Annotated in this window: 20 protein-coding genes and 1 pseudogene; 14 read left to right on the top strand and 7 right to left on the bottom strand. The window is 61.4% G+C overall.

Annotation, left to right across the window (positions count from 1 at the left end):
* Positions 1-26: 26 nt before the first annotated feature.
* Both AOA59_RS01195 and AOA59_RS01190 read left to right on the top strand, forming a co-directional pair.
* Positions 27-1346 (top strand): MFS transporter, encoded by a 1320-nt coding sequence (locus AOA59_RS01195; protein ID WP_065930421.1) that lies wholly within the window; start codon positions 27-29, stop codon positions 1344-1346.
* Positions 1347-1527: 181 nt separating this feature from the next.
* Positions 1528-2148: a flavin reductase family protein gene (locus AOA59_RS01190; RefSeq protein WP_099485543.1), complete on the top strand. Its 621-nt coding sequence runs from the start codon at positions 1528-1530 to the stop codon at positions 2146-2148.
* A gap of 97 nt (positions 2149-2245) precedes the next feature.
* On the opposite strand, the gene AOA59_RS01185 is transcribed toward AOA59_RS01190, so the two are convergent.
* Complete coding sequence (locus AOA59_RS01185) at positions 2246-2527, bottom strand: hypothetical protein (protein WP_099485541.1); 282 nt, start codon at positions 2525-2527, stop codon at positions 2246-2248.
* An 8-nt stretch (positions 2528-2535) separates the two neighbouring features.
* A complete protein-coding gene (locus tag AOA59_RS01180) occupies positions 2536-2877 on the bottom strand; it encodes an antibiotic biosynthesis monooxygenase family protein (RefSeq protein ID WP_099485539.1) in 342 nt (113 codons plus the stop codon).
* Positions 2878-3205: 328 nt separating this feature from the next.
* Between AOA59_RS01180 and AOA59_RS01175 the strand changes: the two genes are divergently transcribed.
* Positions 3206-4135: an AraC family transcriptional regulator gene (locus tag AOA59_RS01175; protein WP_065930418.1), complete on the top strand. Its 930-nt coding sequence runs from the start codon at positions 3206-3208 to the stop codon at positions 4133-4135.
* 120 nt (positions 4136-4255) lie between these two features.
* On the opposite strand, the gene AOA59_RS01170 is transcribed toward AOA59_RS01175, so the two are convergent.
* The 4 genes from AOA59_RS01170 to edd form a co-directional block, all read right to left on the bottom strand.
* Positions 4256-5683, bottom strand: a complete 1428-nt coding sequence (locus AOA59_RS01170) for an ATP-binding protein (RefSeq protein WP_201024761.1) — start codon at positions 5681-5683, stop codon at positions 4256-4258.
* Between the two features lie 31 nt (positions 5684-5714).
* Positions 5715-6449, bottom strand: coding sequence for a response regulator (locus AOA59_RS01165; RefSeq protein ID WP_017139770.1), 735 nt, complete (start codon positions 6447-6449; stop codon positions 5715-5717).
* Positions 6450-6601: 152 nt separating this feature from the next.
* Positions 6602-7558 (bottom strand): glucokinase, encoded by a 957-nt coding sequence (locus AOA59_RS01160; RefSeq protein WP_099485537.1) that lies wholly within the window; start codon positions 7556-7558, stop codon positions 6602-6604.
* Positions 7555-9381, bottom strand: coding sequence for a phosphogluconate dehydratase (edd, locus tag AOA59_RS01155; protein ID WP_078738903.1), 1827 nt, complete (start codon positions 9379-9381; stop codon positions 7555-7557). Before edd ends, AOA59_RS01160 begins: the two co-directional genes overlap by 4 nt.
* A 221-nt stretch (positions 9382-9602) precedes the next feature.
* On the opposite strand from edd, the gene gap reads away from it, so the two are divergent.
* The 8 genes and pseudogenes from gap to AOA59_RS33410 all read left to right on the top strand — a co-directional run bounded on the left by gap (position 9603) and on the right by AOA59_RS33410 (position 18628).
* Positions 9603-10604 carry a type I glyceraldehyde-3-phosphate dehydrogenase gene (gene gap, locus AOA59_RS01150; RefSeq protein ID WP_065930415.1) on the top strand — a complete coding sequence of 334 codons (1002 nt, stop codon included), beginning with the start codon at positions 9603-9605 and terminating at the stop codon, positions 10602-10604.
* A 160-nt stretch (positions 10605-10764) separates the two neighbouring features.
* The gene (locus AOA59_RS01145; RefSeq protein WP_056858662.1) at positions 10765-11283 is read left to right on the top strand and encodes an RNA polymerase sigma factor; all 519 of its coding nucleotides are present in this window, start codon (positions 10765-10767) and stop codon (positions 11281-11283) included.
* Positions 11284-11357: 74 nt separating this feature from the next.
* Complete coding sequence (locus tag AOA59_RS01140) at positions 11358-12326, top strand: FecR domain-containing protein (protein WP_065930413.1); 969 nt, start codon at positions 11358-11360, stop codon at positions 12324-12326.
* Positions 12327-12441: 115 nt separating this feature from the next.
* Positions 12442-15006: a TonB-dependent receptor gene (locus tag AOA59_RS01135; protein ID WP_099485535.1), complete on the top strand. Its 2565-nt coding sequence runs from the start codon at positions 12442-12444 to the stop codon at positions 15004-15006.
* 135 nt (positions 15007-15141) lie between these two features.
* Positions 15142-15750: a biliverdin-producing heme oxygenase gene (locus AOA59_RS01130; RefSeq protein ID WP_099485533.1), complete on the top strand. Its 609-nt coding sequence runs from the start codon at positions 15142-15144 to the stop codon at positions 15748-15750.
* 198 nt (positions 15751-15948) lie between these two features.
* Positions 15949-16350 carry a YbaN family protein gene (locus tag AOA59_RS01125; protein ID WP_017139762.1) on the top strand — a complete coding sequence of 134 codons (402 nt, stop codon included), beginning with the start codon at positions 15949-15951 and terminating at the stop codon, positions 16348-16350.
* An 85-nt stretch (positions 16351-16435) separates the two neighbouring features.
* Positions 16436-17770, top strand: a pseudogene (locus AOA59_RS33415) (HAMP domain-containing protein); the annotation flags it as partial.
* Positions 17771-17872: 102 nt separating this feature from the next.
* Positions 17873-18628 carry a methyl-accepting chemotaxis protein gene (locus AOA59_RS33410; RefSeq protein ID WP_371919053.1) on the top strand — a complete coding sequence of 252 codons (756 nt, stop codon included), beginning with the start codon at positions 17873-17875 and terminating at the stop codon, positions 18626-18628.
* Positions 18629-18747: 119 nt separating this feature from the next.
* On the opposite strand, the gene AOA59_RS01115 is transcribed toward AOA59_RS33410, so the two are convergent.
* Positions 18748-19311: an NAD(P)H nitroreductase gene (locus AOA59_RS01115; RefSeq protein ID WP_065930409.1), complete on the bottom strand. Its 564-nt coding sequence runs from the start codon at positions 19309-19311 to the stop codon at positions 18748-18750.
* Between the two features lie 139 nt (positions 19312-19450).
* Here AOA59_RS01115 and AOA59_RS01110 point away from each other — a divergent pair, with 139 nt between their 5' ends.
* Genes AOA59_RS01110 through AOA59_RS01100 form a run of 3 tightly spaced genes read left to right on the top strand, consistent with a single transcriptional unit; the run spans position 19451 to position 23077 of the window.
* Positions 19451-20878 (top strand): di-heme oxidoredictase family protein, encoded by a 1428-nt coding sequence (locus AOA59_RS01110; RefSeq protein WP_099485530.1) that lies wholly within the window; start codon positions 19451-19453, stop codon positions 20876-20878.
* Positions 20879-20909: 31 nt separating this feature from the next.
* Complete coding sequence (locus AOA59_RS01105) at positions 20910-21974, top strand: imelysin family protein (protein WP_068931446.1); 1065 nt, start codon at positions 20910-20912, stop codon at positions 21972-21974.
* A gap of 2 nt (positions 21975-21976) precedes the next feature.
* Positions 21977-23077, top strand: a complete 1101-nt coding sequence (locus AOA59_RS01100) for a DUF1513 domain-containing protein (RefSeq protein WP_065930406.1) — start codon at positions 21977-21979, stop codon at positions 23075-23077.
* Positions 23078-23085 lie beyond the last annotated feature (8 nt).

Genomic DNA, 23085 nt, shown 5'->3' with positions numbered 1-23085 from the left:
AAAACAACTAGATGAAGGATCCTTCAATGGATAACTCCAACGCCCTGCCTCTGGGGTCGGCGGCTGTGCCGACTAAAGAGCGCACCACATCCAGCCGCATCAAATCGATCTTCAGTGGATCCGTCGGCAACATGGTCGAGTGGTATGACTGGTACGTCTACGCTGCCTTCTCGCTGTACTTCGCCAAGACCTTCTTCCCCGCCGGCTCCTCCACCGCTCAGTTGATGAACACCGCCGCCATCTTTGCCGTGGGCTTTATCATGCGCCCGATCGGTGGCTGGCTGATGGGGCTTTACGCTGACTACAAAGGCCGCAAGGCCGCCTTGATGGCCTCGGTATTGCTGATGTGCTTCGGCTCGCTGCTGATCGCGCTGACGCCGGGCTACGACACCATCGGCATCGGCGCGCCGATCCTGCTGGTGTTTGCACGCTTGCTGCAGGGCCTGTCGGTGGGTGGCGAGTACGGCACCTCGGCCACTTACCTGAGTGAGATGGCGACCAAGGAGCGTCGCGGTTTCTTCTCCAGCTTCCAGTACGTGACCCTGATCTCCGGCCAGCTCATCGCACTGGCGGTATTGATCGTGTTGCAACAAACCCTGACCACCGAGCAGCTGTATGCCTGGGGCTGGCGCATCCCGTTCGCCATCGGCGCGCTGTGCGCAGTGGTCGCGTTGTTCCTGCGTCGCGGCATGGAAGAGACCGAGTCGTTCACCAAAAAGGAAAAAGCCAAGGAAAGCGCGATGCGCACCTTGATGCGTCACCCCAAGGAAGTGATGACGGTGGTCGGCCTGACCATGGGCGGCACCCTGGCCTTCTACACCTACACCACCTACATGCAGAAATACCTGGTGAACACGGTGGGCATGAGCATCTCCGACTCCACCACCATTTCGGCCGCCACCCTGTTCCTGTTCATGTGCCTGCAACCGCTGGTGGGCGGGCTGTCGGATAAGGTGGGCCGCCGACCGATCCTGATCGCCTTCGGCATCCTCGGCACGCTGTTCACCGTGCCGATCCTCACCACCCTGCACACCATCCAAAGCTGGTGGGGCGCGTTCTTCCTGATCATGGCGGCGCTGATCATCGTCAGTGGCTATACCTCGATCAACGCGGTGGTGAAAGCTGAACTGTTCCCGACCGAGATCCGCGCGCTGGGCGTGGGCCTGCCGTATGCGCTGACCGTGTCGATCTTCGGCGGTACGGCTGAAGTGATTGCGCTGTGGTTCAAGAACATCGGCATGGAGACGGGTTACTACTGGTATGTGACCGCGTGTATCGCGGTGTCGCTGGTGGTTTACGTGACCATGAAAGACACCCGTAAACACTCGCGCATCACCACCGACTAAGGGTTTAACGCGGTAAAAAATGTGGGAGCTGGCTTGCCTGCGATAACGGTCTATCAGTCTTGGATTCAGTGACTGACACACCGCCATCGCGGGCAAGCCCGCTCCCACATTTGGTTTTCGTTGTTTGCATAATTGCGTGCAAAATGACGCTTCTCTAACTCCGCTGCAGGAACCCTGGGCCATGTCCGACGATATCCATTTCTACGAACCCGCCAACGGCCACGGCCTGCCCCATGACCCGTTCAACGCCATCGTCGGGCCACGGCCGATCGGCTGGATTTCGTCGCACGACGGCGAGGGCCGCCTGAACCTGGCGCCCTACAGTTTCTTTAACGCGTTCAACTACATTCCGCCGATCATTGGGTTTTCCAGTGTCGGGCGCAAAGACAGCCTGAACAACATCGAACAGACCGGGGAGTTCGTGTGGAACCTGGCAACCCGCCCGCTGGCCGAGCAGATGAACCAGAGTTGCGCGGCCGTATCGCCGGACGTGAATGAATTCGAGTTATCCGGCCTGACGCCGGTGGCCTCGAAAATCGTCGCGGTACCACGGGTGGGCGAAAGCCCTGTGTCGTTTGAATGCAAGGTGACGCAGATCATTCAACTGCAGCGCGCCGACAAGGCGTTGGTGCCGAGTTGGCTGGTGCTCGGTGAAGTGGTTGCCGTGCACATTGCCAAGTGGCTGCTCAAGGATGGGGTTTACGACACGGCAGCCGCTGAGCCGATTTTGCGTGGCGGTGGCCCGGCGGATTATTTCCAGCTGGGGCCGGAGGCGTTGTTCAAGATGTATCGCCCGCGCTGACCCGATACTGCCCAACAAACACAACAGAACCCTGTGGGAGCCTGGCTTGCCCGGCTCCCACATTTGATCTTTGTTGAGCGATATAAAGTGTTCGGCTTCAGCTTGCGGCTGTTGCCCAAGTCAGCTGACCGTCTTCGTCCACATCAACCAGACATTCAAGTTGCAGCGTCGCTGCATCGTCGGCGTCGGAGGCGGTCTTGAAGGTCTGGCCAGCCAGGATCTTGTGAAACTGCGGGGCGCCCAGGCCATCGAGTGCCTTGACGGCGACGGCGGCGCTGTAGCCACCCTCTTCTTCACGCACTAATGCAGAAACGGCTTCGTGATGGGCAAATTGTTTACGTGCCATGTTGCAGGTCCCGGCCAATGGAAAGTCGGCCATTCTAACCGCTAACCGGCCAGTTGCAGGTACTCACCGTAGGCATGGGCGGCGGATGCGTCGGTGAAGGTCTGGAAGTCCATGCTGCGCACGACCATGTCGTTCAACAGCTCGGTAAAGATCATCAAGGCAGGGGAACTGAAGTAGGCGCTCATCGCCTGCTCGCAGCTCCAGAAGCCTGAGACCAGCCATACATCGGGGTCGCTCTGGGAATGCTGCAACGAGAATTGCAGGCAACCCTGAGCCTGACGGCCCGGTTCGATCAAACTGCTCAAGCGTGCACCGAGTTCGGTGCTGCACCCGGTACGGGCACGGATAAAGGCCATATGGCTCGCGGGAATGGGGGTGGACATGTTCGACTCTCCCGTTGAGAAGTGATGCTCGGCAAGCACTGTGAGGGCGTGTTGCCACAGGATCAAAGATAGCGGCGCGAAGGCGGGCGCAGTTAGTCGATTCCTGCAGGCTTATTGCACAATCCTGCGAGAAGCGTAGATAAGACGTCTGGCCCCCGGGATTTATTCCACGCCCATACTCAGTGTTTCAGGCAGATGACAGGCTCCCCACTTGCCCGATTCACGACATATCGCAGGATCAGGCAAGGATTGAGCAGAATCGACGTAACACCTTTTGAAATGCCGCCGCTAAGCTGATCCCATCAAAGCAGTCAGTAGAGGACACCCCATGTCGTCGCCCGAAACCAAGCCAATGCCCCTCGATGCCGAGATGGAAAAACAACGCGCCGAGCTGGCCAGCATTGTTCACCGTCACACCTGGGAAGATGGCTCCTACGGCACGGCAATCACCTCGCTGTATCTGAACCGCCACAACACGCCCCGCGACTTCATGCCGGTGCTGGTGGAACCCGCCTTGTGCATCCTGGCCAGTGGCAGCAAGGAAGTGCGCCTGGCCGACGAAATCTTTGCCTACGACCCGCTCAATTATCTGGTGTTTTCGGTGGCGATGCCGGTCGCCGGGCGCATCATCGACGCCACACCGCAAGACCCGAACCTGTCGGTGCGCATCAATATCGACCCGGCCCAGCTCACCGCGCTGATCGCCGAGGCGGGCCCGATGGGCGTGCCGTCGCGGCCGACATCCCGTGGCATGTACGTTGACCGCATCGACAACCAGTTGCTCGACGCCGTGCTGCGCCTGACGCGGCTGCTGGACACGCCAAAAGACATCGCCATGCTCGCGCCACTGATCAATCGCGAGATTCTCTATCGGTTGTTACGTGGCCCGCAGGGTTATCGGCTGTATGAAATCGCCGTGGCCAACAGTCAGAGCCATCGCGTGAGCCAGGCGATCAAGTGGTTGAACGGCAACTTCGAACAACCGCTGCGCATTGATGACCTGGCCAAGGAAGTGAACCTCAGTGTTTCGACCTTGCACCATCGTTTCAAGGCGATTACGGCGATGAGTCCGCTGCAATACCAGAAGCAACTGCGGCTGCAGGAAGCACGGCGATTGATGATTGCCGAAGGGCTGGAGGCGTCGGCGGCGGGGTATCGGGTGGGGTATGAAAGCCCGTCGCAGTTCAGCCGGGAATACAGCCGGTTGTTCGGGGCGCCGCCGCTGCGGGATTTGGCCCGGCTGCGCCAGAGTATCTGACTCAACCGGGATCAATGTGGGAGCTGGCTTGCCTGCGATAGCATCACCGCGGTCTGACTGAAAAAACAGGGTGCCTGCATCGCAGGCAAGCCAGCTCCCACAGTTGATAGATAGTGTTGGTCAGTCCAGGGTTCGCGGCAGTTGTAAGGTCACCCGCAAACCGCCTTCGCGCAAATTCTGCAAACTCACTTCCCCGCCATGGCTGTGGGCAATGTTGCGCGCGATGCCCAGGCCCAAGCCATAACCCTGCTGCTGGCCAGCCAGTCGGAAGTGCGGCTCAAACACTTGCTCCAAACGCTGCTCCGGCACGCCGGGGCCTTCGTCATCCACATGCAGGATGAACTCCACGCCATCGTCCTCGATATGCAAATGCGCGTTCTGCCCGTACTTCAGGGCATTGTCGATCAGGTTGCCGATGCAGCGCTTGAGCGCCAGCGGTTTGCCCGGATAAGGGGTCAGCGCCCGGCCGTGCTGGGTGATGCGACCATTACCGTTCGGCGCCAGGTACGGCTCCACCAGGCAATCGAGCACGTGATTGAGGTCGACCGGCTCGATGTTTTCGTGAATGTCAGTGTCTTTGACGCACTGCAACGCGCCCTTGACCAGCAACTCCAACTCATCCAGGTCGCGGCCGAATTTGGCTTGCAGGTTTTCGTCTTCCAGCAACTCCACGCGCAGGCGCAGGCGCGTGATCGGCGTGCGCAAATCGTGGGAAATCGCGCTGAACAGTTGGCTGCGCTCGGTGAGGTAGCGGCTGATGCGTTCGCGCATGGCATTAAACGCACGGCCCACTTCCACCACTTCGCTGCCACCGCCTTCGGCCACCGGCTCCACGTCGGCGCCCAGGGACATGTCCCGCGCTGCCCGGGCCAGGCGCTTGAGCGGCCGGCTTTGCCAGTGCACCAACAGGCCGATAAACAGCAGCAGGAAACCGCTGGTCAGCACGATAAACCACACTTGCTGCGACGGCAGGCCTTGCTCTTCCAAACTGGTGTAGGGCTCGGGCAGCAGCGAGGCGATGTACAACCATTCGCCGGGTGCCAGCTGGATTTGTGTGACCAGCACCGGCGGGTTCACCGGCTCCAGGGTCAGGGCGTAATGCGCCCAGGAACGCGGCAGCTCATCAAGCTTGAGGCCCGCGTTGAAAATACGCAGGTCCTCGGCGCTGACGAATTCCACCGAGATAAGCACGTCGCTGCCCAGGGTTTGGCGCAGCACTTCATCCACGGCTTGCAGCACCGCCTGCTTGCGCGGGGTCTGCGGCAGAATCTGCATGTCCAAAGGGCGGTCGTTGAGGGTCACCACAAAGCGCGTGCCGCCCATGCTGCGCAGTTGGTCGAGCACCAACGGGCGATAGGCCACCGGCAGCGAGCGAAAGTAACTCACACTGGCCGTCATCGAATGCGCCAGGCTGCGCGCGCTGGTCACCAGGCCTTCGAGCTGGGTGGCGCGCAATTGCGAAACCCAGATCACGCTGGACAGCGCCTGGGCGAACAGCACCACGAGCAAGGTCAGCAGTAACATACGCCCCAGCAGCGAACGCGGCACCGGAAAGCGCCGGCGGCGCTCGGTCAGTGGCTCAGTGGGCATTGCCGGCAACCACGCTGGCTGCCAGTTGATAACCGCTGCCACGCACCGTGCGGATCAGCCTTGGAGGTTTTTCGGTATCGCGCAGGCGTTGGCGCAGGCGGCTGACGGCCATGTCGACGATACGGTCCAACGGCATCAGGTCGCGGCCACGGGTGGCATTGCCGATGGTGTCGCGGTCGAGAATCTGTTGCGGGTGATCGAGAAACAGTTTGAGCAAGGCAAAGTCGGCGCCGGAGAGAATCACCTCTTCGCCGTCCACGTGAAACAAGCGGTGGCTGATCATGTCCAGGCGCCATTCATCGAACACCAGCACATCGCCGCCGCCCGTGCGTTCCTGGCCAAACTGGGCGCGGCGCAACAGGGCCTTGATCCGCGCTTGCAGCTCGCGGGGGCTGAAAGGTTTGCCGATGTAATCGTCGGCGCCCAGCTCCAGGCCGATCACGCGGTCGGCTTCGTCGGAACTGGCGGTCAGCATGATGATCGGCACCTGCGCCTGGCGCGGGTGCTGGCGAATCCAGCGGCAAAGGCTGAAACCGTCTTCGTCCGGCAACATGACATCGAGGATGACCAGGTCGCACGGCGCCTCGTTCATCGCCTGGCGAAACCCCGCGCCATCCGGCACGCCACGCACCTGGAAGCCGGCGCGACTGAGGTAGGTCTGCAGCAATTCGCGGATTTCCTGATCGTCGTCGACGAGGAGAATCGATTTACTGATTACGCTCACGGGGTCCTCCTTGTTGTTATGGCCAAGCTTACGTCATTTGTTGCGTTTGAGGCCCTATCGCAGGCAAGCCAGCTCCCACAGTTGACTGCATTCCAAGGTTGGAACCCGGTCAACTGTGGGAGCTGGCTTGCCTGCGATGAGGCCATCAGTCACTACGCAAAAGCCTGCTCAAGTGCCACACCGGCCCCGGTCAACCCGGAATACGGCGCCGTCACCAACCACACAGGAATGCCTTTGAAGTAATCGCTCATGCAGCCCTTATCGCTGAAACTCTTGGCAAAACCGCTGTTGATAAAGAAGTCGGCAAACCTCGGAATCACCCCGCCCACGATGTACACACCACCACGCCCACCGGTGGTGAGCACGTTGTTACCGGCCACACGGCCCAGCCAGATGCTGAACTGGTTCAACACTTCCATGGCCACCGGGTCGCCGGCCAGGCCCGCTGCCGTGATGGCTTCGGGCGTGTCCAGCACCGGCGTGTGCCCGTCGACCGCACAAATGGCGCGGTACACACGAGGCAGGCCGCCACCGCTCAGCGCGGTCTCGGCGCTCACATGCCCAATCTCGCTGTGAATGTGCTGCCACAACTGGGTTTCACGCGGGCTGCTCAGCGGCAGGTCGACATGGCCGCCCTCACCCGGCAATGCCGCGTAACGGCCTTCGCCCAAGTCCAGCAAGGTGCCCACACCCAGGCCTGTGCCTGGGCCGATCACCACGGCTGGGCGCAAGGGTTCCGGCGTGCCCTGGCACACCACGCGAAACTCATCGGGTTTGAGCCGCGTCATGCCCAGGGCCATGGCCGTGAAGTCATTGACCAGCAGCAGCTCATCAACCTGCAGGGTTTTGCAAAACGCAGTTTTGCTCAGCCGCCAGTGGTTGTTGGTGAATTTAAATTCATCGCCACTCACCGGCCCGGCGACCGACAGGCACACCGCGCCGATGTCCCCGATTTCCAGGCCTTCTTCCTTGAGGTAAACCTTGATGGCTTCCTCAGGGCTGTGGTGGTCTGCGGTGGCATGCACACGGATCGAATGCAGCTCCTGATCCCGCCACAACGCAAAACGGGCGTTGGTACCACCAATGTCACCGACCAGCGCAAGCTTCACTTAAGCGTCTCCAAGGCAGAGGTAAAGGCGCTGGCGCCCTGCTCTGCGGAGCTTGCGGCCAAGCGCATAAATGCAAACAGCTCGCGACCAGCCCCCACGTTGTTGCCCAACAGGCCCGTGGCAGGCGTGCGCGCTGCAAATTCTTCGGCGTCCACCTTAAGCTCCAAGGTGCCTTTTACGCCATCGACGCGAATGATATCGCCATCCTTGACCCGCGCCAGCGGCCCGCCGCTCTGGGCTTCGGGGTTGACGTGAATCGCGGCGGGGATCTTACCCGAGGCGCCGGACATACGCCCGTCTGTTACCAACGCGACTTTGAAGCCACGGTCCTGCAACACGCCGAGGAACGGCGTCATCTTGTGCAATTCCGGCATACCGTTGGAGCGCGGCCCCTGGAAGCGCATCACCGCAACGAAGTCTTTTTCCAGTTGGCCGGCCTTGAACGCATCGGCCAAATCCTGCTGATCCTGGAACACCACCGCCGGTGCTTCAACGATCTGATGCTCCGGCGCCACCGCCGAAACCTTCATCACGCCACGGCCAAGGTTGCCTTCCATCACGCGCAAGCCGCCTTCGGGCGAGAACGCACGGGCTACGGGGCGCAGGATGGTTTCGTCGAGGCTTTCGATCGGGCCGTCGCGCCAGATCAGTTCGCCGTCGACCAGGAACGGTTCCTGGGTGTAACGGCTCAGGCCTTTGCCGGCTACGGTGTTGACGTCTTCATGGAGCAAGCCGGCTTCAAGCAGTTCACGGATCAGGAACGACATGCCGCCCGCTGCCTGGAAGTGATTGATGTCGGCCTTGCCATTCGGATACACGTGGGACAGGGTCGGCACCACCTCGGACAGGTCGGCCATGTCCTGCCAGGTGAGGATGATGCCCGCCGACATGGCGATGGCCGGCATGTGCAGGGTGTGGTTGGTGGAACCACCGGTCGCATTGAGGGCGACGATGGAGTTGACGATGGATTTTTCGTCGACGATCTCGCCAATCGGCGTGAAGTCGCCGCTGGCCTTCGTCAGGCGAGTGACCTGGTGCGCGGCTTCGCGGGTCAGCGCATCGCGCAGCGGCGTGTACGGGTTGACGAACGAAGCGCCCGGCAGGTGCAGGCCCATCACTTCCATCAGCAACTGGTTGGTGTTGGCGGTGCCGTAGAAGGTGCAGGTGCCGGGGCTGTGGTAGGACTTCATCTCCGATTCCAGCAGCTCTTCGCGGGTGGCCTTGCCTTCGGCGTAACGCTGGCGCACGTCGGCTTTCTGTTTGTTGGAGATGCCCGACGGCATAGGGCCGCCCGGTACGAAGATCATCGGCAGATGGCCGTAGCGCAGCGCGCCCATCATCAGGCCCGGCACGATCTTGTCGCAGATGCCCAGCATCAGCGCGGCATCGAACATGTTGTGGGACAGCGCTACCGCCGTCGACATGGCAATCACTTCGCGGCTCAGCAAGCTCAGCTCCATGCCAGGCTCGCCTTGGGTCACGCCGTCGCACATGGCGGGCGTGCCACCGGCGAACTGGCCGACCGAGCCGACTTCGCGCAGGGCTTTCTTGATCTGTTCAGGGAAATGTTCGTACGGCTGGTGCGCCGAGAGCATGTCGTTATATGACGAAACAATTGCCACGTTGGCGGCATTCATCATGCGCAGGCTATTTTTATCTTCAGTGCCGCAACCGGCCACGCCGTGGGCAAAGTTGGCGCATTGCAGCTTGCCGCGCATCGGGCCGTCGCTGGCCGCGCCGCGAATGAGCGCAAGGTAAGCCTCGCGGGTTGCACGACTGCGGGCGATAAGCCGTTCGGTGACCTCAATAACGCGGGGATGCATGTGTAGAACTCCAGGCTAACGGATGTGGCGACCTGAGTGTCTATGCTGATCAAACGCCCGCAGCGCATGGGATGGCAGGGTGTCGTTTGAATCATCGGACCAGTTGATTCAGGTCACTCGTTGTAGATTGAACAAAATATTGCCACTAAAAAGGCTTGTTTTCTATTTTTATGCGAATAATCTTGTAATTCTTACAACAAATCGACGACAGGCACTTTCCAATGACTCTTCGTATCGCAATCAATGGTTTTGGCCGTATCGGCCGTAATGTCCTGCGCGCACTGTATACCCAAGGCTACCGCCAGGATTTGCAGATCGTCGCCATCAATGATCTGGGCGACAGCTCGATCAATGCCCACCTGCTCAAATACGACACCGTACACGGCACTTTCGAAGCAGAGGTCGCCCACGATCAGGAAAGCCTGACCGTCAATGGTGACCGGATTGCCGTCAGTGCCATTCGCAACCCGGCCGACCTGCCGTGGGCTGCACACAAGATCGACGTGGTGTTCGAATGCACCGGTCTGTTCACCGACCGTGACAAGGCTGCCGCCCATATTACCGCCGGCGCGCGCAAGGTGATCATCTCGGCCCCGGCCAAAGGCGCGGATGCCACCGTGGTTTACGGGGTAAACCATGACATTTTGCGTCAGTCGCACCAGATCATCTCCAACGCGTCGTGCACCACCAACTGCCTGGCGCCTGTGGCTCAGGTGCTGCATCGCGAGCTGGGCATCGAAAGCGGCCTGATGACCACCATTCACGCCTACACCAACGACCAGAACCTCACCGACGTGTACCACACCGACCCGTACCGCGCGCGTTCGGCCACCCAGAACATGATCCCGAGCAAGACCGGCGCCGCCGAAGCGGTCGGCCTGGTACTGCCGGAACTGGCGGGCAAGCTGACCGGCATGGCCGTGCGGGTGCCGGTGATCAACGTGTCGTTGGTGGACCTCACCGTGACGCTGAAGAAAGAAGCCACGGCCGAGCAAGTCAATGCACTGCTGAAAGAAGCCAGCCAGCACTCGAAAATCCTCGGCTATAACACCCTGCCGCTGGTTTCGAGCGACTTTAACCATAACCCGCTGTCGTCGATTTTCGATGCCAATCACACCAAGGTCAGCGGCAAGTTGCTGAAGGTACTGGCGTGGTATGACAACGAGTGGGGCTTCTCCAACCGTATGCTGGATAACTGCCTGGCGCTCTGCAACGCCGAGTAAACCGACCAGGTTGTTGATCGTTCCCACGCTCCGCGTGGGAATGCCGCCTCGGACGCTCCGCGTCCCGCGGCTAAGTGGCGACGCAGCATCTCAAAGTGCCACTTGCCATTTGAGTTGATGATAAGCATTATCATTAACTGCAAACCGGTCTGGTATCACTGTGAGCCAATCTCGCTTCAACCAAGTCTTTCTCACCCAGCGGGTGATTCTGCTTCGCACCTTGCAGCGGATGGTGAATAACCACAGCACCGCCGAGGACCTGTTGCAGGAAACTTACCTGCGCGTTACGCGGGCGCTCAGCGAGCGGCCGATCGATCACCTCGAACCCTTCGTCTATCAAACCGCGCGCAACCTGGCGCTGGACCATCTACGCTCGCGCCGCATCCAGGCCCGCACACTGCAAGAAGATGTGCCGCTGGACGTGCTGCAGAGTGTCGCCGCGCCGATCAGCACGCCCGAAGACGCCACCCAGGCCGAGCAATTGCTCGAACACCTGAGCGTCAGCCTGGGCCAGTTGAGCGCGCGCCAGCAGCAGATTTTCATCCTCAGCCGCCTGCACGGTTGCAGCTACCAGGAGATTGCCGATCAGTTGCAAGTGTCCTTGAGCACGGTGCAAAAGGAACTGAAATTGATCATGGCCATCTGTGTAGGAGTGGCCGAACGGCTGGATCAGCCTTAAGCTTCACCCGACAGAAGTGTCGAACCAGGCTGTAGGAAAAATGAATAGAACGTGGCGAAGACCCGAGGAACACCGTGACGGACCCGAATAAACTGCGCCCCCATGAGCTGGCTCATGAGGTGTTGCAAGACGCGGCCATGGACCAAGCTCTCGACTGGCTGATCGCCTTGCAATGCCCGCAACCGGGGCAGCAAGCCGAGTTCGATGCCTGGCTGGCCAGCGACCCGGCGCACCTGCTCGCCTTCAGCAAGGCCCAGGCCGCCTGGGGCGGCGCGCCGGTTCACAGCGCCGCCGTGGCCCTGGCAGTGCCGCGCAAACCCAGCGCGTGGCGGCGTATCAAGCCGCATTGGAAACCCCTGGCCACCGCCGCTGTGCTGCTGATCGGTCTGTTCAGCTTCAGCAGCCTGCCCGTGCGCTTGCAGGCCGACCACCTCACCGTCGTCGGTGAACGCCAGCGCCTGCAATTGGATGACGGCTCCAAAGTGTTACTGAACACCAACTCGGCGTTTTCCAGCAGCATCAAGGACCACCAGCGCGTCGCCCGACTGTTCCAGGGCGAAGCTTTTTTTGAGGTGGCGCCCAGCCGTGGCCTGCCGCTGGAGATTGACGCCGGCCCCGTGCGCGCCAGCGTGCGCGACACCGACTTCGCCGTGCGCTACCTCAATGGCGAAGCCCAGGTGCAGGTGCAGCGCGGCGACGTGGACTTGAGCAATACCTTTGACGATGCCCGCGTGCGCCTGAGCGCCGGTGAGAGTATCCGCATCGGCCCCAAAGGCTTCGGCCAACCGGCCAAACTGGATGCCGGTAAAGACTTGGCGTGGGTCCAGGGCCGCCTGGTATTCGAAAACTGCCCGATGAGCGAAGTGCTCGCCGAGTTGCGCCGCTATTACCCCGGCTGGATCGTCAACACCAACGACAAGCTCGCAAGCGTGGCCGTCACCGGCAATTACCGCCTCGATCAACCGCTGGATGTGGTGCGCTCCCTGGCGCACATCACCTCGGCCAAGCTCTCGGAATACCCGGCGCTGGTCATCTTGAACTAAATGAGAATTATTTTTACTCGATAGCCGTCGGTGGTTCGTCTCGTTATAGCCAATGCAACTGATTCCTATTTGATCAGCTCGCAACTATAAGATTCGTATCTCCGGAGCGCTCTCGATGTCCTCTCGTTTCAACCGCCGGTCCTCTTCGCCCGTCCTGTCGCTGCTAACCGCCGCCATCCTGATGGCCAGCGCGCCGGCGATGGCCGCTACTGCCGCCGAACCTGCCGCGCGCAGCCACGGCAATTACAGTTTCAGCATCGAACAGCAGCCCTTGGTATCGGCGTTGAATGCCTTTACCAGCGTGACCGGCTGGCAAGTCGGCTTGCCGGCAGAGCTCGGCCAGGGTGTGTCGTCCCCCGGCGTACGCGGCGCACTCTCGCCGGAAAAGGCCCTGGACCGGCTGTTGCTGGGCACCAACCTGAGCTACCGCAAACTGGGCAATAACAACATCGTGCTGGAAAAGCGCCCGGCCGGCAGCACGCTCAACCTGCAACAGGTGACCATCAGCGCCACCCGCAGTGAGCAGGACGTCAACAGCGTGCCAAGCACTGTCACCGTGCATGCGCGTGAGGAGCTGGACCGCCAGAACGTGAATACCATCCGTGAGCTGGTGCGTTACGAGCCCAACGTGTCGGTCGGCGGCGCAGGCACCCGCGCCAGCAACGCCGGCTACAACATCCGTGGCATCGACGGCGACCGCATCCTCACCCAGGTAGACGGTGTGGAAGTGCCGGACAACTTCTTCAACGGCCCGTACGCCAAGACCCGTCGCAACTACGTCGACCCGGAAATCGTCAAGCACGTGGAGATCCTGCGCGGCCCGGCGTCAGCCCTGTACGGCAGCAGCGCCATCGGCGGCGCAGTGAGCTACTTCACCCTGGACCCGGACGACATCATCAAGCCCGGCCAGGACGTCGGCGCCCGCCTCAAAACCGGCTACAGCTCCGCCGACGACAGCTGGCTGACCTCCGGCACCGTCGCCGGCCGCGTGCAGGACTTCGACGGCTTGCTGCACCTGAGCCAGCGCAATGGCCATGAAATGGAGTCCTACGACGGCAACAACGCCACCGGCCTGGCCCGCACCGGCGCCAACCCGGAAGATGCGCGCACCACCAATATCCTGGCGAAAATGGGCTGGAATTATGGCGAGGACAACCGTCTTGGCCTGACCTACGAGAAATTCAAGGATGATCGCGACGTCAACTTGAAAAACGCAGTGGGCGGACCGTTTATCGGCGGTCGCGGAATGAACCTGTACCGCGCCCGCTCGGGTAACGACACCATCACCCGCGAGCGCTTCGGCCTGGAAAACACCTTCGGCCTCGACTCGCCGATGGCTGACCGTATCAAGACCAGCCTCAATTACCAGATCGCCAAGACCGACCAGAGCACCGCGGAAATCTACCAGCCGGGCCGTCGCGTCATGCGCACCCGAGACACCCTGTACGAAGAAAAACAGTGGGTTTTCGACGCTCAGTTGGACAAGGCGTTCAGCCTCGGTGAAACCGATCACCAGGTCACCTACGGCACCACCCTCAAGCAGCAGAAAGTCAGCGGTTCGCGCGAGGGCTCGGCCTACTGCCTCGCCGTCGGCTCAGGCTGCACGGCCATCGGCGCACCCAGCCCGTCTGCCGGCGACAGCGTGAAAAAGTCCAGCGACTTCCCGGACCCGACCATTAACACCTACTCGCTGTTCGCCCAGGACCAGATCAGCTGGGACAAATGGACCTTCCTGCCCGCCGTGCGTTACGACTACACCCGGCTCAAGCCCAAGCTGACCCAGGAATTCCTCAACACCGTCAACCCGACCGGCGCCTACCCGGTCAGCGACAAAGAAAAAACCTGGCACCGCGTCACGCCAAAATTCGGCCTGACCTATGCGCTGACCGATCAGTACACCTGGTTCGGCCAATACGCCGAGGGCTTCCGCACCCCGTCGGCCAAGGCGCTTTATGGCCGCTTTGAAAACCTCAACCTGGGCTACACCGTCGAGCCGAATCCGAACCTCAAGCCGGAAACCAGCAAGGGCATCGAAACCGGAATTCGCGGCCAGTTCGACGAGGGCTCCTTCGACATCGCGGTGTTCTACAACAAGTACCGCGACTTTATCGACGAAGACGCCTCGGTCGCCGGCGGCGACATCCAAACCTTCGAAGCCAACAACATCAAGCACGCCACCATCAAGGGCGTTGAAGCCAAAGGCCGCCTGAACCTGGACGCATTCGGCGCACCACAAGGCCTCTACACCCAGGGTTCGGTGGGCTACACCTACGGCCGTAACGATGACAACGGCGAGCCGCTCAACAGCGTCAACCCGCTTAAAGGCGTGTTCGGCCTGGGCTACGAGCAGGAGCAATACGGCGCGCTCGTCAGCTGGACGCTGGTGAAGAAACAGAACCGTGTCGACAGCACCACCTTCCACGCGCCGGATGGCAGCACCAGCGCGCCGTTCAAGACCCCGGGTTTTGGCATTGTCGACCTGACCGGCTTCTACAAAGTCACCAACGACGTGACCATCAACGGCGGTATCTACAACCTCACCGACAAGAAGTACTGGAACTGGGATGACGTGCGCAGCTACGACGGCGTCGGCGAAGCCGGCGTGACCGCGCCCGCCAACCTCGACCGCCTGACCCAGCCGGGTCGCAACTTCGCGATCAACCTGATCTGGGACATCTGACCGCCGCTCTCACCTCGCCGCCCTATATCAGCGGCGAGGTGAGGTTTTTTTACTGTGCCGCGTCTTCTTGTTCGTCTAGTTGATAACAGCTCTCTTTAGAGCCCCCAGGCGCTCCCCTTCTCAAGGATTTTTTCGATGACCGCTTCTCATACCGCAGAACGCCCAAGCCTGCGCTCCCAGCGCCTGAACCAGATCACCCACGCGCCACACACCAAGCTCGACGCACTGGTCAAAGCCCACGCGCCGTTTGAAACCCCCGCCAACTTCGCCCGTTTTGTGGTGGCGCAGTACCTGTTCCAGTCGGAACTGGTGGCGCTGTACAACGACCCCGAGTTGATCAAGATCGTCCCGGACCTGGCTGAGCGCTGCCGCGCCGACGCCGCCAAACTCGACCTGGCCGACCTGGAAACCGAAGTACCGGCACCGGTTGCCGGCGCCGTAAAAAACCCGAGCAAAGCCGAAGCCATGGGCTGGCTGTTCGTGTCCGAAGGCTCCAAGCTGGGCGCTGCATTCCTGATCAAGCGCGCCGTGGGCCTGGGCCTGAGCGAAACCTTCGGTGCCCGCCACCTGGGCGAGCCGGCCGGTGGCCGCGCTGAAGGCTGGAAGCGCTTCACCCGCACCCTCGACGGCCTGGAGTTCAGCGCCGAAGAAGAAGCCGCGGCAGAAAAAGGTGCCATCGACGCGTTTGTGCGCTTCACCGTGCTGCTGGAACAGGCGTACGCTAGCGCCCCTGAACTGGCGTAACACGCCACGATGGGCGCTGGCTTGTGTGGGAGCTGGCTTGTTGTGGGAGCTGGCTTGCCTGCGATAGCATCGACTCGGTCTGACAGGTAGACCGAGGTGACCGCATCGCAGGCAAGCCAGCTCCCACACAGCCAGCTCCCACATTTGAACGGATTTCAGTTCGAATAATGTGTACCCCCTCAACAGATAAACTTCAGCATGACCGGCAAAACCCAATCCACCTCAAAAATCGCCCAGCTGCTCTTCGGCCTGCTGGCCTACGTCAGCCTGGGCATTGGGTTGGTGGCGATTGTCATACCGGGTTTGCCCACCACTGAATTCATCCTGCTGGCCGCCTGGGCTGCGACTAAAAGTTCGCCGCGCCTCAGCGCCTGGCTGGAAAACCACCGGCTGTTCGGACCGATTCTGTTCAACTGGCGCAATGGCAAGATCATCGCGCGCCGGGCCAAAGTCAGCGCCACCGTGAGCATGCTGCTGTGCGCCGTGCTGATGCTGGTGATGCTCGATCACGGCTGGCCGATCTACCTGGCGATTGCCGGGATGAGCCTGGGCAACCTGTGGATCTGGTCACGCCCCGAACGGCTTGCAGCCCCCGTATAACGCGGCGTGTAGTCTTTTTCCGACCGCTCATCGCCTTTCCCTCATGAAACATCCATTTACGCCGATGTTCCGGACATAGCGCCGAATGGACTTGGCTCGCCCTGCTTGCATTTCAACGAGTCCAATCGCGAGTGAACCTATGTTCGACACCCTCTCCATCCGCTTGAAAATCGTGCTGCTGTCGGGCCTTTGTCTGCTGGGGGTGATAGCGCTGATCATCAGTATCAACCTGTACGAGACCGATCAGAATGACCATTTGATCAGCGATTCAAGCTCGCGAATGCTCACCCAAAACGTTCAACACCTGCTGCAAGCCAAGGCCGCCGAACAGGCGGTGCAGTTACAGAAAACCTTTGGCGAAAACCTCGTGGTGGTCACCGCGCTGGCCGATCACGTCAAAGACCTGCGCGCCCTCGCCAACAAACGAGCGCTGGAACCCGGCGCCTTGCGAGAAGAGCTCAACCAGAGTGTCAAAACCGCCTTTGAGCGCAACAGCAAGGTACTGGGCATCTGGCTGTCATTCGAACCCAATGGCCTGGATGGCAAAGACAGCGACTTCGTCAACGACAAAACCCGCGTTTCCAATGAAAAAGGCCGTTTCTCCAGCTACTGGAGCCGCGCTGGCGGCGAAGGACTGAACACCGTGATGGTCGAGGCTGACCTGACCAAAACCACCCTCAACCTCAGCGGCACGCCCTACAACATTTGGTACACCTGCCCACGGGACACGCGCACGGTGTGCCTGCTCGACCCGTATTCCGATGAAGTGGCCGGCAAGCAGGTGCTGATGACCACTATTTCGCTGCCGCTGATCGTCGACGGCAAAGTCATCGGCGTGGTCGGTATCGATCTGGCGCTCAATACGCTGCAGGCGATGACGGACGCGGCGCAAAAAGAACTGTTCGACGGCGCGGCGCACCTGGAGATTCTGTCCAGCACCGGTTTGATTGCGGCGTACAGCGGCCAGCCGGACAAAGTCGGCAAGAATTTGATCGACACCCTCGGCAGTGAAGGCAAGGAAATCGTGCAACTGATGGCCAACGATACCCGCACGATCCGTGAGCAAGATGACACGATCCGCGCCGTGTACCCGGTCAAGCCGATTGCCGACGCCAAGGCCTGGGGCGTTGTGATCAAACTGCCCAAGAACGTGATGCTGGCCGACACCTTGAAACTGCAAGACGTGCTCGACAAAGCCCAGGCCTCGGGCACGCTCAAAGCCTTGCTGGTCGGCGCCGCTGCTGCCTTGCTCGGCCTGCTGCTGATCTGGCTGACCGCCACCGGCGTGACCCGGCCGATCAACACCGTTGCGGCGATGCTTAAAAACATCGCCAGCGGCGAAGGCGACCTCACCCAGCGCCTGACCTACGCCAAGAAGGACGAACTGGGCGAGTTGGCAAACTGGTTCAACCGCTTCCTCGACAAACTGCAACCGACCATTGCGCAGATCAAGCAGAGCATCACCGAAGCACGAGGCACCGCGGACCAGTCCTCAGCCATTGCCCGCCAGACCAGCGAAGGCATGCAGGTGCAATTCCGCGAAATAGACCAGGTGGCCACTGCCTCCAATGAAATGAGCGCCACCGCCCATGATGTGGCCAACAGCGCCTCCAACGCTGCCAGCGCCGCCCGTGGCGCAGACCAGTCGGCGCGTGACGGCATGTCGATCATTGAACAGAGCACCCGCGACATCACCACGTTGGCCGAAGAGGTCAGCAAGGCCGTGACCGAAGTGGAAGCGCTGGCGGTCAACAGCGAACAGATCGGCTCGGTGCTCGAAGTGATCCGCAGCATTGCCGAGCAAACCAACCTGCTGGCCCTGAACGCCGCCATCGAAGCGGCACGCGCCGGAGAAAGCGGGCGCGGGTTTGCGGTGGTGGCCGACGAGGTGCGCAACCTGGCCAAACGGACTCAGGACTCGGTGGAGGAAATTCGCCTGGTGATCGAGCGCATCCAGAGCGGCACCCGTGGTGTGGTGGCGACCATGCATTCCAGCCAGCAGCAGGCCCAGAGCAATGCCGGGCAGATCCATCAAGCCGTGCAGGCACTGGGCAAGATCAGTGACGCGGTCACGGTGATCAGCGACATGAACCTGCAGATCGCCAGCGCCGCCGAACAACAGAGCGCCGTGGCCGAAGAGGTCAACCGCAACGTCTCGGCGATCCGCACCGTGACCGAAACCCTCACCGGCCAGGCCACCGAGTCGGCGGCGATCAGCAGCCAACTGAATGCGCTGGCGACCCAGCAGATGAAGTTGATGGATCAGTTCAAGGTATAAAACCGATCTTCAACACAATGAAGATCCCTGTGGGAGCTGGCTTGCCCGCGATGGCGGTGGGTCAGTCAGTACATCCATGACTGACAAGCCGTTATCGCGGGCAAGCCAGCCTCCCACAATTAGACGCCAGTCCAGGCCTGAACGAACGCCGCAACATCTTCCTTAGCCGCCGTGCGCGGCGGGTTCTGCGGCGTGCCGAGGTAGAGGAAGCCAATCACTTCCTCATCCGCCGTCAGCCCCAAGCCTTTAGCCACATGGGCCGAGTAGGACAACTCACCGGTGCGCCACACCGCCCCAATCCCCTGCGCATACGCCGCCAGCAAAATACCGTGGGCCGCACAGGCAGCCGCCAGCAGTTGCTCGGATTTAGGTACTTTAAAGTGCTCTTGCAACCGCGCTATCACCACCACCACCAACGGCGCACGCAGCGGCCCGTTCTGAGCCTTGTCGATAGCGGCTTGCGGTGCGTCGGCGTCCTGCAGGCGTGCAGCTTCGGCCAGCAACGTGCCCATCTGCTCACGGGCGGCGCCTTCTACGGTGAGGAAGCGCCATGGGCGCAGTTGGCCGTGGTCGGGCGCGCGCATGGCGGCGGCGAACAGCACGTCGCGCTGCGCCTGGGTCGGCGCCGGTTCCAGCAGACGCGGCACGGAAACACGGTTGAGCAAAGCGTCGAGAGCCTGCATTGGCCACCTCCAGAAAAAATGTGCGGTCATTCTAGCGGGAATGAATCGGATTCCACCAAACGATAATTGCTCTTATTCAATCCGCCCTGCCCTGTTAGACTTTGCGGCCTTATTTTTCGCCTTAGCCGCAGGAAACCCGATGGTCCGTTCGCCTCTTCGTCTGTGTGCAGCATTGCTGGCCTTGAGCCTGACTGCCTGCGATGACGCGCCCAGATTCACCAAGGCAGAACCGGGGGAATCACGGGCAGGCGGCGCGACGACGGTGAACAAGCGCGATCAGAACGCGTTTTCCCTGCCTTCGGCCAACCTGGCACCCACCCGTCGCCTGGATTTCAGCGTCGGCAACAGCTTCTTTCGCAGCCCCTGGGTGATTGCGCCGTCCACCACCACCGCGCGTGATGGCCTGGGCCCGCTGTTCAACACCAATGCTTGCCAAAACTGCCATATCAAGGACGGCCGTGGCCATCCGCCGCTGCCCGACGCGCCGAATGCGGTGTCGATGCTGGTGCGCCTGTCGATTCCGGCTGCGCCTGTGGATGCCAGGCTCATCGAGCAGATCGGTGTGGTGCCTGAGCCGGTTTACGGTGGGCAATTGCAGGACATGGCCGTGCCGGGCGTAGCGCCTGAAGGCAAAGTGCGGGTCGACTACACGCCCGTCAACGTGACCTTCAAGGACGGCAGCGTGGTCGAGTTGCGCAAGCCAAACCTGCAAATCACCCAGTTGGGCTACGGCCCGATGCACCCCGAAACACTTTTCTCGGCGCGGATTGCACCACCGATGATCGGCCTGGGCCTGCTCGAAGCCATCAGCGATGCCGACATTCTGCGCAACACCGACGCGAAAACCGCCGACAAGGAAGCCCTCGTCGGTCGCGCCAATTGGGTCTGGGATGACGCGCAGCACCAAACCGTACTCGGGCGTTTTGGCTGGAAAGCCGGGCAACCCAACCTCAATCAACAAAATGTTCACGCGTTTTCTGGTGATATGGGCCTCACCACGTCCCTGAGACCCTTTGATGACTGCACCGACGCCCAAGTCGCCTGCAAACAGGCGCCCAATGGCAATGGCCCCGAGGGCGAGCCGGAAGTCAGCGATAACATCCTGCGCCTGGTGCTGTTCTACACCCGCAACCTTGCCGTGCCGGCACGCCGTGGCGTCAACACGCCGCAGGTGCTCGCCGGTAAAAACCTGTTCTACCAGGCCGGTTGCCAGGGTTGCCATAAACCGACGTTCACCACGGCGGCCACGGCCGCCGAACCTGAATTGGCCAACCAGGTGATTCGCCCATACAGCGACCTGCTGTTGCACGACATGGGCGAAGGCCTGGCCGACCACCGCAGCGAGTTCAAGGCCGGCGGCCGCGACTGGCGCACGCCGCCGTTGTGGGGCATTGGCCTGACGCAGGCCGTAAGTGGTCACACCCAGTTTTTGCATGATGGCCGCGCCCGTAACCTGCTCGAAGCCGTGCTCTGGCATGGCGGTGAAGCACAAGCGGCGCAGCAGCATGTGTTGTCCTTTAATGCCGAGCAGCGTGCTGCGTTGCTGGCGTTCCTGAATTCCTTATAAGCATTGCCACACTGACAGAAGGGAGCTCGACATGTTCCGTCCCAAGTTGCTGTTCACCAGCCTTGCCGCCCTCGCCCTCGGCGCCTGCTCGCCCCAGGACCCGCAAGCGGTGACCTCGGCGGCCATCGCCAAGCAAGTGATCCTGCCCACCTACAGCCGCTGGGTTGAAGCTGACCGCCAGCTGGCCGTCAGCGCCCTCGCCTACTGCCAGGGCAAGGAAAGCCTGGAGACGGCCCGCGCCGACTTCCTGCACGCGCAAAAAGCCTGGGCTGAGTTGCAACCGCTCCTGATCGGCCCGCTGGCCGAGGGCAACCGTTCGTGGCAAGTGCAGTTCTGGCCGGACAAGAAAAACCTGGTGGGTCGCCAGGTCGAACAACTGGTCAGCGCCCAGCCGCAGATCGACGGTGCCGCCCTAGCCAAGTCCAGCGTAGTGGTGCAAGGCCTGTCGGCTTACGAATACATCCTCTACGACGCCAAGACCGACGTCGCCGACGAAGCCCAGAAAGCCCGTTACTGCCCACTGCTGGTGGCCATTGGTGAGCGTCAGAAAACCCTGGCCGAAGAGATCCTGGCCAGCTGGAACAGCACCGACGGCATGCTCGCGCAGATGACCAAGTTCCCGAACCAGCGCTACGCCGATTCCCACGAAGCCATCGCTGATCTGCTGCGTGTGCAGGTCACCGCACTGGATACCTTGAAGAAAAAACTCGGCACACCGATGGGCCGCCAGACCAAGGGCATCCCGCAACCGTTCCAGGCCGATGCCTGGCGCAGCCAGTCGTCCCTGCAAAGCCTGCAAGCCAGCCTCGCGGCGGCCCAGACTGTGTGGGTGGGTGTCGACAACAAAGGCCTGCGCGGCCTGTTGGGGTCCGAGCAGAAGCCACTGGCCGACAAGATCGACGCCGCTTACGCCGCCTCGCTCAAGCTGTTCGCCAGCAACCAGCGCACGCTCAACGAATTGTTGGCCGATGATGCCGGGCGCCAGCAACTTAACGACATTTACGACAGCCTCAACGTAGTCCACCGCCTGCACGAAGGTGATCTGGCCAAGGCGCTGGGCATCCAACTGGGCTTTAACGCTAACGACGGTGACTGATGATGCTCAGGCGACAGGCTTTGGCGGTTGGCAGTGTGCTGCTCAGCGCACTGACGTTGGGTGGCTGGACGCTGTTCAAACAAAAGAAGCAGGCACCGCTGCTGCTGTCGGCCCGCGATGACGCGGACGGCAAGCACTACGCCGTGGGTTTTCGCCTGGACGGCACGCAAGTGTTTGCCACCCAGGTCGGCCAGCGCTGCCATGACATCATCAATCACCCGACACTGCCGATTGCGCTGTTCGTCGCCCGTCGCCCGGGCACCGAGAGTTACCTGATCGACCTGCGTACTGGCACGCTGCTGCAAACCATCACGTCCAATGCCAATCGCCACTTCTATGGCCACGCAGTCATCCATAAGAGCGGCGACTGGCTGTACGCCACCGAGAACGACACCTCCGACCCCGGCCGTGGCCTGCTCGGTGTGTACAAGTTCGAGGGCGAGCGCCTGGTGCACAGCGGCGAAATCTCCACCCATGGCATCGGCCCGCACCAGGTGTCATGGATGCCCGACGGCGAAACCCTGGTGGTGGCCAACGGCGGCATTCGCACCGAAGCCGAAAGCCGTGTGGAGATGAACCTCAACGCCATGGAACCGAGCCTGGTGCTGATGCACCGCGACGGCAGCCTGATCAGCAAGGAAACCCTGGGCCAACAGATGAACAGCGTGCGCCATATGGGGATTGCCAGCGATGGCACGATCCTCACCGGGCAGCAGTTCATGGGGCCGTCCCAGGAGCGCTCCGAGTTGCTCGCGATCAAGCGCCCGGGGCAGCCATTCGTGGCGTTCCCGGTAGCCGATGAGCAACTGCAAGCCATGGGGCATTACACCGCCAGCGTCGCCGTGCACAGCGAACTGCGTCTGGTCGCACTGACGGCGCCGCGGGGTAACCGGTTTTTTATCTGGGACATGGACAGCGGTGCGCTGCGTCTGGACGGGCCGTTGCCCGACTGCGCGGGCGTAGGCGCGGTGGCGGATGGCTTTGTCGTCACCTCAGGCCAGGGCCGTTGCCGCTTCTACGATTGCCGCCAGCCGCAGTTGGTCGCCAAGCCGCTGCAATTGCCGGCCGGGCTTTGGGATAACCATCTGCACCTGATCATTTGAGATAAAAA

Origin of the sequence: Pseudomonas sp. 2822-15, from assembly GCF_002742515.1 — a bacterium.
Lineage (GTDB): Bacteria > Pseudomonadota > Gammaproteobacteria > Pseudomonadales > Pseudomonadaceae > Aquipseudomonas > Aquipseudomonas salomonii.
This window is presented reverse-complemented; position numbering and strand designations above follow the sequence as displayed.

Excerpts from the sequence above, each read along its gene's own strand:
- AOA59_RS01195 (WP_065930421.1), top strand. The coding sequence starts at position 27 with ATGGATAACTCCAACGCCCTGCCTCTGGGGTCGGCGGCTGTGCCGACT.
- edd (WP_078738903.1), bottom strand. The coding sequence starts at position 9,381 with ATGCATCCCCGCGTTATTGAGGTCACCGAACGGCTTATCGCCCGCAGT.
- AOA59_RS01175 (WP_065930418.1), top strand. The coding sequence starts at position 3,206 with ATGTCGTCGCCCGAAACCAAGCCAATGCCCCTCGATGCCGAGATGGAA.
- AOA59_RS01115 (WP_065930409.1), bottom strand. The coding sequence starts at position 19,311 with ATGCAGGCTCTCGACGCTTTGCTCAACCGTGTTTCCGTGCCGCGTCTG.
- AOA59_RS01180 (WP_099485539.1), bottom strand. The coding sequence starts at position 2,877 with ATGTCCACCCCCATTCCCGCGAGCCATATGGCCTTTATCCGTGCCCGT.
- AOA59_RS01130 (WP_099485533.1), top strand. The coding sequence starts at position 15,142 with ATGACCGCTTCTCATACCGCAGAACGCCCAAGCCTGCGCTCCCAGCGC.
- AOA59_RS01190 (WP_099485543.1), top strand. The coding sequence starts at position 1,528 with ATGTCCGACGATATCCATTTCTACGAACCCGCCAACGGCCACGGCCTG.
- gap (WP_065930415.1), top strand. The coding sequence starts at position 9,603 with ATGACTCTTCGTATCGCAATCAATGGTTTTGGCCGTATCGGCCGTAAT.
- AOA59_RS01105 (WP_068931446.1), top strand. The coding sequence starts at position 20,910 with ATGTTCCGTCCCAAGTTGCTGTTCACCAGCCTTGCCGCCCTCGCCCTC.
- AOA59_RS01185 (WP_099485541.1), bottom strand. The coding sequence starts at position 2,527 with ATGGCCGACTTTCCATTGGCCGGGACCTGCAACATGGCACGTAAACAA.
- AOA59_RS33410 (WP_371919053.1), top strand. The coding sequence starts at position 17,873 with ATGCAGGTGCAATTCCGCGAAATAGACCAGGTGGCCACTGCCTCCAAT.
- AOA59_RS01110 (WP_099485530.1), top strand. The coding sequence starts at position 19,451 with ATGGTCCGTTCGCCTCTTCGTCTGTGTGCAGCATTGCTGGCCTTGAGC.
- AOA59_RS01125 (WP_017139762.1), top strand. The coding sequence starts at position 15,949 with ATGACCGGCAAAACCCAATCCACCTCAAAAATCGCCCAGCTGCTCTTC.
- AOA59_RS01135 (WP_099485535.1), top strand. The coding sequence starts at position 12,442 with ATGTCCTCTCGTTTCAACCGCCGGTCCTCTTCGCCCGTCCTGTCGCTG.
- AOA59_RS01100 (WP_065930406.1), top strand. The coding sequence starts at position 21,977 with ATGCTCAGGCGACAGGCTTTGGCGGTTGGCAGTGTGCTGCTCAGCGCA.